At 50.4% G+C, this 15789-nt stretch carries 10 protein-coding genes; 1 reads left to right on the forward strand and 9 read right to left on the reverse strand.

Annotated features, from left to right (window positions below; translation table 11 throughout):
* The first annotated feature begins 7 nt into the window (after window positions 1-7).
* Window positions 8-1585, forward strand: a complete 1578-nt coding sequence (locus QWU00_RS01500; protein ID WP_035377708.1) for an efflux transporter outer membrane subunit — start codon at window positions 8-10, stop codon at window positions 1583-1585.
* 1187 nt (window positions 1586-2772) lie between these two features.
* Here the strand turns inward: QWU00_RS01500 and QWU00_RS01505 are convergent.
* From QWU00_RS01505 to QWU00_RS01545, 9 genes are all read right to left on the reverse strand, one after another.
* Window positions 2773-6099, reverse strand: coding sequence for a glycosyltransferase (locus QWU00_RS01505; protein WP_035377706.1), 3327 nt, complete (start codon window positions 6097-6099; stop codon window positions 2773-2775).
* Window positions 6100-6196: 97 nt separating this feature from the next.
* Window positions 6197-9100, reverse strand: a complete 2904-nt coding sequence (locus QWU00_RS01510) for a glycosyltransferase (protein WP_231551549.1) — start codon at window positions 9098-9100, stop codon at window positions 6197-6199.
* Window positions 9101-9285: 185 nt separating this feature from the next.
* Complete coding sequence (locus QWU00_RS01515) at window positions 9286-10275, reverse strand: CgeB family protein (RefSeq protein ID WP_045542307.1); 990 nt, start codon at window positions 10273-10275, stop codon at window positions 9286-9288.
* 476 nt (window positions 10276-10751) lie between these two features.
* Window positions 10752-10928: a DUF1328 domain-containing protein gene (locus QWU00_RS01520; RefSeq protein ID WP_035377701.1), complete on the reverse strand. Its 177-nt coding sequence runs from the start codon at window positions 10926-10928 to the stop codon at window positions 10752-10754.
* 49 nt (window positions 10929-10977) lie between these two features.
* Window positions 10978-11214, reverse strand: a complete 237-nt coding sequence (locus tag QWU00_RS01525) for a hypothetical protein (protein WP_035377699.1) — start codon at window positions 11212-11214, stop codon at window positions 10978-10980.
* An 84-nt stretch (window positions 11215-11298) separates the two neighbouring features.
* Window positions 11299-12126, reverse strand: a complete 828-nt coding sequence (locus tag QWU00_RS01530; RefSeq protein ID WP_231551548.1) for an ABC transporter ATP-binding protein — start codon at window positions 12124-12126, stop codon at window positions 11299-11301.
* The gene (locus QWU00_RS01535; RefSeq protein WP_392388286.1) at window positions 12114-12767 is read right to left on the reverse strand and encodes an ABC transporter permease; all 654 of its coding nucleotides are present in this window, start codon (window positions 12765-12767) and stop codon (window positions 12114-12116) included. Before QWU00_RS01535 ends, QWU00_RS01530 begins: the two co-directional genes overlap by 13 nt.
* Window positions 12768-12874: 107 nt before the next feature.
* Window positions 12875-13915 carry an ABC transporter substrate-binding protein gene (locus tag QWU00_RS01540; protein WP_035377693.1) on the reverse strand — a complete coding sequence of 347 codons (1041 nt, stop codon included), beginning with the start codon at window positions 13913-13915 and terminating at the stop codon, window positions 12875-12877.
* A gap of 281 nt (window positions 13916-14196) precedes the next feature.
* Window positions 14197-15525: an MFS transporter gene (locus QWU00_RS01545; RefSeq protein WP_035377691.1), complete on the reverse strand. Its 1329-nt coding sequence runs from the start codon at window positions 15523-15525 to the stop codon at window positions 14197-14199.
* Between the last annotated feature and the right edge of the window lie 264 nt (window positions 15526-15789).

A 15789-nucleotide genomic window follows, 5' to 3' on the forward strand; every position in this document is an offset into this window, starting at 1 on the left:
TTTACCCATGAAGCCCTTCTCTTCCCGTCCGCCTTCACGCCGCCTGGGTATCCTGCTGGCGCCTCTTGTCCTGACCAGCTGTATGGTAGGCCCCTCTTACAAGCGGCCTACCGCCATTATTTCTCCCAAATTCAAGGAACTGCGCCCCGCCCCTGGCTGGAACTACGCCAATCCTGCGCTGGCGGAGCTTCCCAAAGGCACATGGTGGACCATTTACAATGATCCCATCCTGAACCAGCTTGAGGCGCAGGTTGAAATCAACAACCAGAACGTGAAGGAATACGAGGCACGTTACCGCAGTGCACGCGCAACCATCAATTCCGTTCGGGCGCAACTTTACCCTACCCTGAGCGGCTCTCTTTCCTTCAACCGCCAGAGTTCAGGCCGTGGTTCCCGTTCCAGTGGCACCATCATCAATTACGGTGGGGATGGCTCCTCCGGCACTGGCTATACGCCTTCGAACACCACTGAAAATACTTACGGTATGGGACCAACGGCCTCGTGGGATCTGGATTTGTGGGGCAAGATCCGCCGGCAGATTCAGGCTCAGGTGACAGAAACACAGGCCAGCGCCGCAGATTTGGCCAATGCCAAACTTTCCTACCAGGCACAGCTTGCCACGGCCTATTTCAACATGCGGTATCAGGATAGTCTTTATGATCTGCTCCAGCGAAACGTAAAGTTTTATGAACGCTCCTATCAGATTACCCGTAACCAGTACGAAGCAGGCACAGCAGACCCCACCAGTGTGCTTCAGGCTCAAACCCAGTTGGAACAGACGCGCGCTCAGGCCACGGCTACTCAGGCGAGCCGGGCACAGTATGAGCACGCCATTGCGGTGCTGATTGGCAAACCGCCCGCTGAGGTCTCCATTGCTCCGGGCGCACTACCCCGCGCCATTCCCACCATTCCTGTTTCCGTGCCCGCCCAGCTTTTAGAACGGCGGCCTGATGTGGCCGCAGCAGAACGCCGCATGGAAGAATATAACGCCCAGATAGGCGCCGCCATTGCCGCCTTCTACCCAGAGGTGAAGCTGAGCGCCTCCTATTCCTATAGCGGGGACCCTGTTGGCACTCTTGTACAGGTGGCAAACCGTATCTGGTCCCTTGGCGCTTCCGCTACGGAAACACTTTTTGCGGGTGGCAGCCGAACTGCCGCCGTGCATGAAGCCGATGCAACATATGACAACTATGTAGCCACCTATCGGCAAACTGTTTTGACAGCTCTGCAGAATGTGGAAGATCAACTCTCCAATCTGCACATACTGGCGCAGCAGGCTGATCAGCAACAGGTTGCGCTGGAAGCCGCCAACCGGGCCGTGACTGTCGCCCTGAACCAGTATCTGGCAGGCACCCAGATTTACACCACCGTCATCACATCGGAAGTGACAGCCCTCTCCAATGCGGAAACGGCACTGCAAATTCAGCAGAACCGTATTCTTGATTCTGTCAGCCTGATCCAAAATCTGGGTGGTGGCTGGAATGTTTCCGAACTACCAAGCAAAAACTCCATGCAGAAAGACAACCCCTTCCTGCCCTCTTTCATCCAAAAAGATAAAAACTTCTTACCGAACGATCATAAGTAAGAACATCAAGCCTCTTGAGAACCTCCTCGTGAAAATGGGTTCCTCAAGAGGCTATTCTTTGCCGTAAATACTTTCCCCTAAAGTTCTTACGATTAGATCAGAACTGAACTGAACCGGACAGAGCAGTCTTTCCGGCTCGGGTGAAAATAGAAGCCCTACATAGGCAAGCCCCTTTTTCACTCAGAGCATCACCATTTTTCCCGAATAGGATGTAAAAGATTTTTCAAAAAATCCTTTCCTAATCATACCCAAACCATAACGCATTGATGCTGACAGAAAAGCCGCAACAGAAATTTTCTGCCCTCTCCATGTCTGCCCGTAATTGTGTGCTCCCCACACATCTATCGCGCTCTTCAGTCTGCACGTTCTAATGTGCGCATAGATCTGTAAACTACTTATATAGTGCTGAAATTATAATTCTAAGCACCCGAACCAACCGTAGAAATCTGTAAGATCAGCCCTTCTGATTTCTGCTCTTGAATGCGCAATGCCGCCTCCATAGCCCATCACATCCAAGCCGCGACTATTACTCATCCATATCACATGCTTGATCTTGTAAACATGAACGGCGCAATACGCCCTAAGAAGCATAACTCTTGATATTGCTTGCACCTAAAAGGCTGGATCAGTTTTTTAGAATTATCCAGATTCAACCACGCGAACAGGATGAACGCCTTTTCCCCCAAAAATGACGGGAATGATAATTTGATACAGGATTACGTAAAAAAGCAGAGAACCTAACTAGCCGGACAAGCTTTCCAGACAGCTCTAACAGCCTATAAAACCAACCTACGTTCGTATGAGCCCATTGGCTATTTCAGGAGCATCCTGACTGCACGCTCTCCATATTTGGAGGAAGACACTGCGATGTAACTCCGAGCGGAAGATATTGGTATAAGGTTTGGCCACGCCCCCGCTCTCTGGCATGACCGCCAATCCTGTCGCCACGATCATTTCACCATCAAATAAGACACACAAGGGCGTGCCATGACGTAAAATAATTTCCGTAATTAGTTTTTTGAAGAAGCACTTTTAATGGCTGGAGTAATCCCAACCCTCCCCTCCAGCAACATCATATAGAGATCGTTGAAGAAGAACTTTGGCCCCCACAAAAGGGGTGACCTAAACAGAAACGCCTCTGGTTTTCACAACGAAAAGGCAGAGGCGTTCCAAGCAAAAAATTAACGTTAGGCGAGAACGATATCTTTCACGCGCTCAACAATTTCCGGCGTAACATCCTGAACAGACAGGCTCTGAATAGCGCTGTCCTTCAGTTCCACAATAATACTAAGCGGCATCACCCCAACCGTATCATTGACAATGTTTACCAATGATACCCGGTATTTCCCACTCAGCGGTTTTGAGAAACCACTGTTAAAGTTGATGTTGGCCGTAAAGCCACTGCACAGAGGCGCATCAGAGAAAACACCGCTGACATCATTGCGGATAGCGCGGGTGGTGCGGAAATAAACGGCATCATCCTCTTCTTCATTCACACAGGCCAGATACACCTGCCCCGCCGCACGAAGATTATGCATGAAGGTCCATCCCTTCATGTAAATACCTTTTTCATCAACTTCCGGCGGCGGATCACCAATCAGACCGCTGCAGTTATCAATGAAATACACCATATCGCCACTGTGATCTCTTTCCAGAGCATCAGTGTCGATATCCACCATCTTGATGTTTCTGAGCTTACCATCACGATGAGAAACCCGTGCAAAATCGCTCAGAATCTGCTTGTCTGTCGGGTTTTCCTGTTCGATTTCAACAATCTTACCTTCTTTTACTGTAATCTGACAGTTGGTTACAGCAAAACTGGCTTTGGTGTTGATCACGTTCATCAGCGCAATACGGTATGTTCCTTCACACCATTTACCACGCAGTGCCGCCTGCCCCGCAAAGCCGGAACGGCGTGGCGCATCCGGGTAAACAGTCAGAACATCAGGGCGAGATTCCCTGATACACGGCAGGAAGATAATCGGCTGATCCTCATTGCCAATTAACACCGTATAGAACGTACCGGATGCATTGACGCGCGGTACGGCATACCAGCCACGGATATGAAATTCGTAGGCTTCTTCAAAATCAGATGGTTCGCTTTCTGCAAAGACAAGGAAGCAAACATCATCAATATAGAATTTGGCATCCTGAACGGAGAACCAGTCTGTGACAGGTTCAGGCAATTCCACCGTAACATCACGCGTTGTCGGTGGATCAAAAATATGCCGCGGCGGAGCCTGATGGCGCCAGGATGGATGCGGAAGCAGATGCACCTGACCGGCATCAATCTGCATTTCAGAGAACCCAAGACGGGTGATCGGGGCAACTTCGTTATAGATTTCAAAAAGGCTTTCACCATAGCTCTGCCCATCAGGCCACAGATCCGGTGAGATATTGCCCATGATTTCTTTACGCAGAGGCTCGGATGACCGCAGCAGCTCAAGGCGCTCCAGCACTTTTGCCGGGCTGTTGAGCTTCAGGGCAAAGCCATTCACACCATCCTGCACACGGTCATGCAGCGCGCCAATATCGCTGACAATGGGGATAAGGCCCGTTTGCCATGCTTCTGAAAGAGAAATACAGTATGTTTCAGGCCATATGCTGAGATTAAGCGCAACATCCGCAATTTTCAGCTTATCAATATTCCCCATGGAATACTGACCATGAACGGTAATATTCGGCCGGTTCAGATCCGCCAGAACCTGCTTGTATTCCGGATGAACAGCTCCAAAAATATGGAAATGGAAATGATCAGGATGCGCCAGTTCAAACAGGCTCAAAATAGTATCCGCGCCTTTAGTGCGCAGGAAATTTCCCACCACCGCAACCCCTAGAGGGCGACCATTCAGGGGAGCGTACTCTTTGGGCGTAACCGGCAACGTGCTTTCAGGAGAAGGAATACCCAGAATGGAACATTTCTTTGTTTCAACAACCGGATAGACTTCGCTGATCAGATTGTAAGAATGTTCTGAACCAAAAAGGAACGCATCCACAGAATGCAGCATGTTCGAAATGAACGCGCGCCGCGTCTGCTCTCCACCAAACTCCACATTTTCCGCATTTTTCAGGATAATGTCATAGGCAACAACAGATTTTGCCTTTTCCTCATCATACTGAAAACTTTGATCAAGCAGGTTATAGCGTGAAGAAACCAGCCAGAAATCATGCGCGGAAAAGACCACGCCTGCCCCGCAGGACTTGGCGATAATGGGCAAGGACAACGCATGGTGACCAAGGTGCTGAAAATGCACAAGGTCGATATTGTAATGGCTAATAACGTTGGAGAACGCCATTTCTTCCGGACCATCGCACATGGCGTCTGTCCAGCCGACTTCCGGCACATCAAACCGTTCGATTTCCTCACCATCGGCCGTCAGGAAGCGACATTTGTCGCCACGACGCAGCCAATAATAGAAATCGACCTTTCTGCCGAGCAGATTGCACAGGGTTTCCTGATAAACCTCAACACCGCCCCACGCAGCTTCATAAACCGTGGAGTGAGTGCACATAAGCACGCGCAGGCGCCGGCTTTCAGCGACAAGTGCCGTCGGCTGAACGCGCCCGAAATTCGCACCGCTGACTTCCATAATCGTGCGGATACGGTTTTCGTAAAGATGCTTGTTCTGAACATCTTTTTTCGCGCTCTGCGCAGAACGCCGTCTCAGGGTCGAGTTACTCAGAAGCGCATCAATGGCAGCAATCACTTCGTCCACGTTGCGGCACAGCACAGTGCCGCTCACGTCGTCAAAATAGTCCTTGTCCATCACCTCAGGGGCTTCCACCACCTGAGCCGTACCTGCCAGCCCGAGTTCATAAAAACGCGGTCCCGGCGCCGTTGCCTGACTGGTGTCACCATGGCTTGCATAGTCACGGAACATGGTCAGGGTGACGGCGCTGGCATTGGCGAAGTCAATAAACGCTTCATGGCTGACCGGACGCTGAATGGCAATTTCAGCAAGATCGCTCGGCAGAGGCGGCAGATATTCATTACCCGGGCAGATCAGCTTCAGGCGTGCATCCGGAAACGCGGTAATAACATGCCGCAGCGTTTCCACACGGTTAGGCCACATCGTGCCTGCAAAAAAGATATCGTAATCAAGCTCATCCGCTTTCTTGACTTTACGATCATGCAAAGACGTAGACGCAGCCAAAGGCAGATAGTGCCCCTTGCTACCATAAGCCTCCACGCACAGCGGATCATTGGTGAACACATGATCGAACAATCCTGCATTCGCAGCATTGAATTCTTTCATGAACGGATCCTCGAATGTCCAGAGGATCATAGTCTTGAAAGCAGGGCGCACACGTTGCAGAAGAGGAATGTTAATGCGCTGCCCGTCAATACAGATGAGAGTCTCATGCTCACCTTTGGCAGCCAGTTCACCCAAGGACCGATTGTCAGCAACGACAACCTCATCCTTCCCCAAAATTTCCCGCGCAGCCCGCTCGATGGCGAGTGTCAGGTAGGCATTCGGGTTGTGCGTATAGTTAGTGTTATAAATAACTGCCATCGTGCTCTCTTCTGCGGGGAGGTGTTTACTGAGTCAAAATAACGTTAAAGCCAGTTCACCTGATACTTTCTGAAAATACTCTTCTTTGGAACTGATTTTATGACGTTAGAGAAAAGCCTTCAACCTCATTGCCAGACTGTTGGGAAAATTGAGACAGAATATTTCTGATCTCAGCGGTATAAGCCTCCGCGTTATTTTCGCGCGCGATACGGCGCAAAGCATTGTAGCGCAACTTCTGCCATAACTCCCGTTCATCATAAAGCGACACTATTGCGTCAGCAAAAGAAGCGGCGTTTCCTGTTGCCGGAGCCAGCATATCTTCTCCAGCCTGCCAGCCAACCTGCTCGCACAGGATATCAGACGCCACAATTGGCAAACCATGCGCTGCGGCCTCATGAATTTTATAGGGTATGCCACCGGCAAACCGTGTAGGCGCCACAAAGATACGGTGCGTATCATAATATGGCGTCACCTCATTTACACGCCCCACAATCTCAACTCGTGGGTTGAGAACCAGGCGAGAGACATCCACTTCAGGATTCAAATAACCGCAAATCCGAAATTTTACATCCGGCGGCAGCCTGTCATCCAGTTTCGGGAGAACCTCGCTTACGAACCAGATAAGTGAATCTAGATTAGGCGAATCTGCATCATGTATCGCACCAATGAACAGAATATCGCGCCGCTCCTTGAAGCTGGGTGTAAAGCGGTGAGCCTGTTGCAAATGGCCCAGCACATGTACATCCCTATGCCCCAGACGGCGCAGGATGGTGGCGTCCTTCTGATTAACGGCCACAAAGCGGTTCACAAACCAGGCGGACCGGAACTCCTTTTGCAGAAGTTCATCCAGATTATGCTGCGGTGTTTCGCCTTTCAAAACCCATTTTTGCAGATCGCGCGGTGCGGCCACAGCTTCTGTGTCCAGAACAATGCGGCTACCTGCCAGCGCCCCGGCACATTCCGCAAACACGGGAGCCAGCCTGTCCAGATTATGCGTGCGCGCGATCCAGATGACATCATAATATCCGGGACGGGAATTGAGGAACCCGACCAGATCCTCAAGCCCCTTGTTCCACATAACTTCCGCCCGATCGGGAAAGCCTGTATATATATCTTCCGTTATACTGAGCGGGCGAAAAATAGGATAGACTGTGACATGACAGTTCAGGTCCCGCACCATGACTGTCATGATATCATTGGACCGGGTAAAACCTGACCCTAGATGCCTGAAGGGCAGAAAATCCTCCAGAAACAGAACCTTTTTCTCAAAAGCACGCGCAGACCGGGCCAGCAGGTCTTTCTGGGCATTTCTTGGATAGCGGGTAGCAATATAATTTGCGTTCTTCTCAATAAAGAGGCCCTGGTTCCTCTGCATCATATGAACACTTTCTGTATTACCAGATGTGCCATATTCATAATGAAGGATCACGACGCCAGGGTCATAAACAACATCCCAACCCAGCTCACGTATACGAACGCAAAGATCTGTTTCCTCAAAATAAGCTGGCGCATAATCTTCCAGGAAACCATTCAGCCGACGCAGGAGATCCGTTCTGACCACAAGAAACGCACCGGAACAAAAATCAACCGAGCGAACATAGTTAGCTTCCGGGCTGTCAGGCAATTCATCTCGCAGGTAGCCGCAGACAGACCCATTTTTCCAAATGATGCTTCCCGCCTCCTGCAAGAGACCGTTTGTGCGCACAAGTTTGGCCCCTACGCCACCTGCCTGAGGTTCTTTTACAAATCGTGCCAATGCCGTCTCAATGGCCCGAGGCATCAATTCAAGATCATTATTCAGGTAAAGGGTGAAATCAGCCTCGACGTGCTTGAGTGCAGCGTTACACCCCTGTAAGAATCCAACATTCCCTAATGTTCTGATAACATTGATCCCACGAACATACCGCTCGATATGGCGAATTTCATCGGATGAACCGGAATCAACAAGAACAACCTGTATTTGACCACTGTAATTCTCTCGCAGCGAGTAAAGCGCAGTCATCGTCATGGCGAAATTATTATGCGCCACCATAATCACGCTCAGCTCTGGCTGATCACAAGAGAAATCAAGCCCACCCCGCAAAAGAAGAGGGAGACGGATACGGCACATTTCCTGATAAACAGCTTTGGAAATAAACTCCCGTTCCTCTGAAGAATATCCTCCTTCTTCCACAACACCACCATGCACCATGTAATGAACAAAAAAACTGGGATACCGTTGTGACGCGATTTCGCTTTTTATTTTAGGATTTTCTGCATAAACTCTAAGATTGACGTCTCTGGCGGGCTGACGCAGTTCGTACTGACCATTTTTTACAAAATGCTCATAACAGTTTCTAAACGCACCATGCTTGACTGCACCAGCCACGTCTTCATAGGCCTGAGCGTAGAATTGCTCGGAGAAAAAAGCGTTGGGATTGAACGCTTCTGGCGTGGCATTTGTCAGATAATGGTGGAGCGGCCCCTGCCAGTTAACAGCAGAGCGTTCCACATCAGGATAATTTTCCTGATACCAGACCGGATCAAAATACCATGAAAGCTTTTTGTCATTCAGAGTATTATCAGGAAATCCCTTGAGAAAGCTGATATAAGCGCCTTCGTCTGGCTCAACTACAAAATCCGGGACTTCAGCCAGAAAGACAATGGGATCAAAAAAAGGAGAAGACGGACAGTTGAGACGACTGCCCTGCTTAAGGTAATGGTCATAGCCATTCCTGAACCCATTTTTTTCAATTTCTTCACGGGGGAAATCCAGAAATTTCCGCCGATAATAGTCCTCATCAAACAGCCAATGCGGGCTTTTATCCCAAAATCCGACTTTGCAGTAATGATCAAATCCGGATTTAAATTCCCCAGAACAAATGCGCTCCCTTACGTCGGGATACCGCTCCGTGTACCATTTTTCATCAAAGAACGGGTTTGGGGAATGCTGTAACGCCCCCCCATATTGCTCATAAAATTCTTTAATATCATCGTCTGAGGTCGTATTTAAAAAATCCAAGACGGTTCTATATTTTCTTTTATACCAATCGAAGTTGAATTCACTCCAATCAAAACTCTTCCTGTTATCAGAGTGAACCATCATTCAAGCCCATATAATTAAATACCCAACCTCAGATCATGTAGGGCCTGCCGCAGCCCGTATCGGAAAACGGGGAACATACCGGTCCCCCGCGCCCAACCCAATTATGCAATAAGCTGTTCTTGGCGGAGAATGGAAAGAACATCCTGAATACGGTTTCCGTAGGTATGTTCTTCCAGCGTCCGTTTCTGAGCCTGCTGGGCAACCTCCAATCGCCGGTCGGGATCATCCAGAAAAGTTTCAATCAACTCATCAAAGTCCCGCTTGTTCGAAAATGTCGGGATCTCATCAGCCGTGAAATAACGGCGAAGTTCATAGGTATCTTCATGGAAAATCTGAAATGCGCCAGCCGCAGCCGCTTCAAATGTACGAGGCCCCGGCGTGGAAGGCGAGATCATGAAGCGCTTGTTTTCAAAGTGCAGGGAGCGCCCAAGGTTCAGCACAATTTTAGAACGCTGATACAGTTCAACCAACTGATGTTTTTCGATCCGGGCATCTGAAAATCCGACGCCGAACTCCCCCCAACCCGGACCGATGATACGAATGTTTAATCGACGCAAAGACGGCATGAGGTTGCGAACAATGTCTTTACGGCTTGTAAAAGCGACACCACAGAACAGAACATCAATGTTCCTGTTCGTTTCATCCATGACGGGCGCATAGTGCAGTTCACGGCTTGCTGCCAGAGGAAGATGATATACTCTTCCACGCTGATAAAAATTCGAACCCCAGCGATCACAGGAAAAAATAACGTCAAAATCGTCTGTAATACGGTAATTGGCGTCCTGTTCGTAAGGATCTTCTGTGGCCCAGAAAACCGTGGTAGCCCCGACCTTCTTGGCTTCACGGCTGACTTCTCCAAAATAGATGCTTTCTGGAAGATAAGAGCCAATAGAGAAGACAATAGTTGGTTTAAGTTGAGCAATAGATGCTGCTGCACCACTAATATGGACAGCCGTTACATTCTCCGCCCCAATACATTCGGCCCAACCATCCATAATAGATTCCCGAATCTGGGCATTTGCCTGAGATTCGTACCGACCACCACTACAAATCAAAACACGTTGGTCTGTTTCAAGGCCTGAGAATGTCACATTATTCCCCTTGAGAGATTTCACAAAAGCATCCAAACATAAATGTAAATAAAAATCTCCGCTTTTTTACGCAGGCAAGGTATTTTTGTAAAGTTACATTCCTCGCACAAACCGACCCTGAAACCAGACCCGAATAGTTCTCATTTAAATCCTTCAAATATATAAAGAGTAATTTATTTATTAAAAATGATATAACAAGATGAAATTAATACAAAACACATCTTTATTGACTGGAATACCTCTCACACCTTCTTTTCTCTCTATGTTATGTTCTAACTACGGAGTAAAAAACAGCGCATCATTCGGGTAGCACCACACACAAAATCAGGCATGATATGTTTTTTAAATACAAACAATTAGGTCGGCTTTGCCCTTCTTTTTATTGTGCGCCGTTTATATCGCAAGAACAAAAGCAATAAAAAAGCTCTCGCCTTTACAGACGAGAGCTTGATTCTCAACAAAAAATAGAAAAATGACTACTTGGTTATTGCACGCCCAGCAAGCAAAGCGACCACCAGAAAAACAACAAACAGGACAATTGCGATAAAGAACAGAATTTTCGCCATTCCTGCGGCTGCAGAAGAAATTCCGCCAAACCCGAATAGGCCCGCAATAATGGAAATGACCAAGAAAAATAATGCCAGCTTCAACATAATTGATTCTCCTCTACGTAAAGAAATTTATAGAAATTTTTCTAACAAATCAGAGTTTTCTGGCACACAGCGCACCTAGCAAAAACCCGGTGATCCCCGCCACAACAACGGACACAACAGGCTGATCCGCTACAACATCGCGCACTGCCTGTACCGCAGCGCACCCTTTGTTGCAGGTCAGATCCTCTATGGTATCAGACGCTTTGTCCCGCAGGCTTTCCGCGCCATCCTGCACACGGCCAATGCCTTCTTCCAGCTTGTACTGAATGTCGTTTTCGTCACTCATCACGCACACTCCTTATCGTTACGTCTTCTAACGCACTCTCATGCACAGAGATGCACGGACAAGGCAAATTTCTTACGAAAACCGTCAGATTTCCGCAGAATGCCAGTAGGGTGCTCCACCCGGATCTGCCTCTCCCGCAATCATGGCGCGCAGCCGGGCGGTATAGATCTTGAAAGCTGAGGAATGAGGATCTTTCTGGCCCGCTTCTACTTTTAACTCTCCTGTAATACCTGCAGGCGATCCTGAAAGAACGACAATACGTGTGGCCAGTTTCATGGCCTCTTCTATGTCATGCGTGACAAAAAGGACGGTCTTGTGCGTCTGCTGCCAGATTTTCAGCAGTTCATCCTGAAGAGCGCTCCGCGTTATGGGGTCCAGCGCGCCAAACGGTTCATCCATCAACAGCAGATCCGGGTCCACAGTCAAAGCCCGCGCCACGCCTACACGTTGACGTTGGCCACCCGAAAGCCGTCGCGGCCAACGCTCCGCTGCCTCTTCAAGCCCGACCAGCCGCAACGCCGCCAGCGCACGAGCCTGCTTTTCCTTGCGCGTAAGCGCCAGACCTTCCAGACCGAACATCACGTTGCCCAGCACACTGCGCCACGGCATGAGACGCGCATCCTGAAAGACGAGCGCCTGAGCCCGACGCTTTCCGGCCTCACGCTGCCCTGCTGCAACACCCGCAGCACTCTGGCTCGCTTCCGTTACCTGCCCTTCCGTGGGATTGCTCAACCCCATGAAAACCCGCAGCAAAGTCGACTTACCAACGCCGGATGGCCCGAGCAATGCGACAAACTCGCCTTTTAGCAAGGAAAGACTGACATGCCGCAAAATAAAAGTCTGGCCACCATCATGGGAAAGCCCCACATCTTCAAGACAGGCGACACTATCGGTAACACTCATGGCTGCCACCGCAAAACATAAGAGCTTACAAAGCCAAACAGAAAATCGGTCAATGCATATAACAGTGCCATGGTAAGCATGTAGACCACCACCACATCCGTTGCCAGCAGACTGGAAGCCTGCATCATACGCGCCCCAATACCGGGGACGCCAAACAGCTCTGCTGCCACGACAGACATCCACCCCTGCCCCAGACCAGTTCTCAATCCCGCCATCAAACCGGGTGCAGAAGCGGGCAATACAACCTTGAACAGACGCCCCCAAAATCCACCATGGCCAAAAGCGGCCGCCAGTTCATAAAATTCGGGATCAACACCGCGTACTGCTGCGTAAGCGGCGTAAAAATTGATCCAGAAGACCGATATGGCGATAACAAATGTGGCGCCCGCCGTGTTGAGGCCAAACCACAAAATAGCAAATGGAACCCAAGCCAGCCCCGGCACTGGCCGCAGAAGCCTCACCACCCCTTCCAGCAAACCGTCCACCACGGCAACCATGCCGCACAGCAAACCAAGCAATGCTCCGAAAACGGACCCGACCAGCAACCCGAGGCTGTAATGGCTCAGACTGTCCAGAATAGCCTGCTGCCAGAACCCGCCATGAACTTCATCCAGCCATGCCTGCCATAAGGAGCTTGGTGCTGGCACCATGCCCGATGGCAGAAAACCCGCCCTGACCGATGCTTCCCATAATCCAAAAAATACAAATAAACCGACTGCTGACAAAAGCAGCCGGTTTCGTTTAGACAAAGACCGTATCACTGTTTCAGTTGCCGCCACAAATCAAGATCGAACAGATCATCCACCTGTTGCGCCTTTCGAAGCAAGCCCTGTTCCACTTCAAAGTCCTGCAACTGACGCACACCCTCAATAATGCGGGTTGGATCGCTGATAAAGCGCGCGGCTGACCGTTCCAGCGCCTTCTTCATAACATCTTCGTTCAGAATGCCACCGCCCAGCGCCTTTGTCACAAAGGGAGCGGCATCGTCAGGGTGAGAGGAAAGCAGCGTGGTTGCACGAATAAACAGGGAGGCGAGTTGTTTGGCCCATACCTGCCGATCAACCGCATCGGGTTTAACAATGGCTAAAACAGAACCCGGCTGATCCGGCAGGAGATCATGCCCCGTTGCTAGCGTCCTTACATCTGGCAGGCGGCTTCTTACCACGGTTAAAGCAGGCTCACGCAACACGGCAGCATCAACCGCGTTGGCAAGAAAGGCCTGTTGTGCAGCATCAATATCCACCCCCACGATGCTGACAGTGGTGGGAAGCGAAGAGAGCCCTACCTGCTTCTGCAACCAGAAACGCAACAGGCTATCAGGCACTGAGCCCATAGGTTGGGCAGCAATGCGGGGCAAATGGCCCTTTTCTTTCGTGAACGCCGCAAACGAATTCTTCACGACTTCAGGTGAAAACCCGCCTTCCTGATCCTTGGGAAGCTGGTTTGCCAGTGCCCCACGCGCCACAACCTCCAGTTCCTCAACGGAGGCCGCAGTTACCACCTTCACATCAGAACCATGAGCACGTGCCTGAAGAAGAGGCAGCACCCCCGCCACATACGCATCAATCCTTCCGGAAACCAGGGCCTGAATAGCCTGCGGGCCGGACGTAAACCGCACCAGTTGAAGATCCAGTCCTGCATCCTTGGCCCAGCCCTCTCCATCCACCACAAACAGCGCAGATGACCCCAGCACAGGAATATATCCTACTCGAACCGGAGTTCCTGCCTGAGCAGGCGTTGACAGTGCGGCAAGCGCTATGCCTCCCAGCATCATCAGTCTGGAAAAGAGCCGTTTCATTTCATCCCCTGTATGGAAAGATGGTTTAATCTATCTTCTCAAGGGTGATTAAATGCCAGAAAGTGTCAATATCACAAACCAAAATAGGGATTGAATTTTCTACACACTACCTAATTTCGGAAATGATCTCGTATTTAAGACTGCGCGATCTTGTAGGCCCAAGGCGGCAAAGCCGCTTCCCGCCCAAACATAAAAAAGGTGCACGGAGCGTTACTCCATGCACCTTCCTGAAATTTACGCATCCAGAAAGCCGGGTAATCCGGCCTTTCTGGAATCAGCTTTTACTGACCACCCGCCGCATGCATTGCAGCTTCCTTATCTAACTGGGATTGAGCCCGTTCAGCCTCCCGCGTGTAAGCCCGCGCTTCTGGAGAAACCGTGATCGCCATTGTCATGAGGGCAGAGAGGACATACAGACCGCTGAAGATCCAGATGACACCTGCCGTACCAACAGAACCCTGAAACCATGTCACAATTGCTGGACCAACCCACGTACTGGCACCCGCCCCAAGACCCAGAATGGAAAGAGCTGCTGCTTTTTCCTTCGGGCACACCTGCGGCATCAAACCGGACAGCGGCACAAACGCGGCCAGAGACGCGCCATACAGAACCCCCATGGCGGCGGCAATCGGGAAATTGTGCGGCATGGACAGCGGAACGTAATAGAAAAGCGGTACACAGATAGCAGCACCAAGGCCACCGCCAACAGCCACAACGGTACGCGGACCCAAGCGGTCAGCCAGAATACCGGACAACAGATTGAAGATAATGTTGCTCAGGAACACGATTGACAGCAATTGCAGCCACTGTTCCAGAGAAAAGCCAACCAGCTTGGTGAACACGCCCGGCATAATCACCAGGAAAGCATATTCAGACGACGTGTTGATCGTCCGAACAAGGCCGGCAATAGCCGTTTTTGGTTCACGCCAGATAATGCTGATGGAACCAAACATGGCCTGCTTCAACGTTACATCCGGCGGGCTCAGGCGCTTCGAACCACTGGGTTCATGCGTGCACAACAGAGCCACAAAACCACCGGCCATAACCAGCGCCAGAGAAGACCAGAATGTTCCCATTTCCCCAATGCGCGGAATAGCAAAGCTGGCGAACAGTGATCCCAGCGTGGGCAACCCACCAGAAAACGCGAACCAGAACCAGCCGGCAGCAGAACCAAGCTGCCGCGCAGGCGTGGCAGCTGCAATCCAGACCAGAAAACCATAAGCAAACAGCGGATACCCCAACCCGCGGGCCGTGTATGCCACAATCATCATGCTATAGTTGTTCGGCTGGAGCCCAAGGACCAGAAACAGAACTTCAAAAATGCCCCAGATCCAAAGTCCGGTCCACATGACCTTCTTGGGTCCCCACATGTCAGACAACGGGCCGGAGAGCCAGGAAGAGATGGAAACAGCAACACCATAAACAGTAAACAGCAGAGCAACGCGTGTTGATGATTGCCCCTGACTTTCAAGGAACGGTGCCAGATACCCGGCTTCAACCCCGTCCCCGATCATGAAGAGCAAAAGCCCGACAAAGCCCCAAAGCAATGGCCGAGGTATGCCTATTCGGTCTATAAGGTTCTGCGCTTCCTGTTGCGTTGCTGTCTGCATCTACATGCTCTCCTTACATGCGATGATGGCACGCATATCCAGCACCTCATTGTGCCGGCTTCGGGCTCATCATCAACACGAACCATGGCGGGAGTGCTCACCCGGTCCGTCAGAAAAAGATTTTTGTTCGGGCACCGCGCTAGCAGGCGGATTAGACAGATCTGGAAGATCTCACCCAACAACAAGGGACGGAGCCAAACTCGACATCCAGTGTTGTCTCAATCGTTCATACCTGAGAACGACACGCCTAAAAAGGCAAAAGGG

The organism is Acetobacter tropicalis, from assembly GCF_030644465.1.
GTDB classification, from domain to species: Bacteria; Pseudomonadota; Alphaproteobacteria; order Acetobacterales; family Acetobacteraceae; genus Acetobacter; species Acetobacter tropicalis.

Coding starts and splice junctions, on each gene's coding strand:
- QWU00_RS01500 (WP_035377708.1), top strand. CDS start 8: ATGAAGCCCTTCTCTTCCCGTCCGCCTTCACGCCGCCTGGGTATCCTG.
- QWU00_RS01505 (WP_035377706.1), bottom strand. CDS start 6,099: ATGGCAGTTATTTATAACACTAACTATACGCACAACCCGAATGCCTAC.
- QWU00_RS01520 (WP_035377701.1), bottom strand. CDS start 10,928: ATGTTGAAGCTGGCATTATTTTTCTTGGTCATTTCCATTATTGCGGGC.
- QWU00_RS01525 (WP_035377699.1), bottom strand. CDS start 11,214: ATGAGTGACGAAAACGACATTCAGTACAAGCTGGAAGAAGGCATTGGC.
- QWU00_RS01535 (WP_392388286.1), bottom strand. CDS start 12,767: ATGGTGCCAGCACCAAGCTCCTTATGGCAGGCATGGCTGGATGAAGTT.
- QWU00_RS01540 (WP_035377693.1), bottom strand. CDS start 13,915: ATGAAACGGCTCTTTTCCAGACTGATGATGCTGGGAGGCATAGCGCTT.
- QWU00_RS01545 (WP_035377691.1), bottom strand. CDS start 15,525: ATGCAGACAGCAACGCAACAGGAAGCGCAGAACCTTATAGACCGAATA.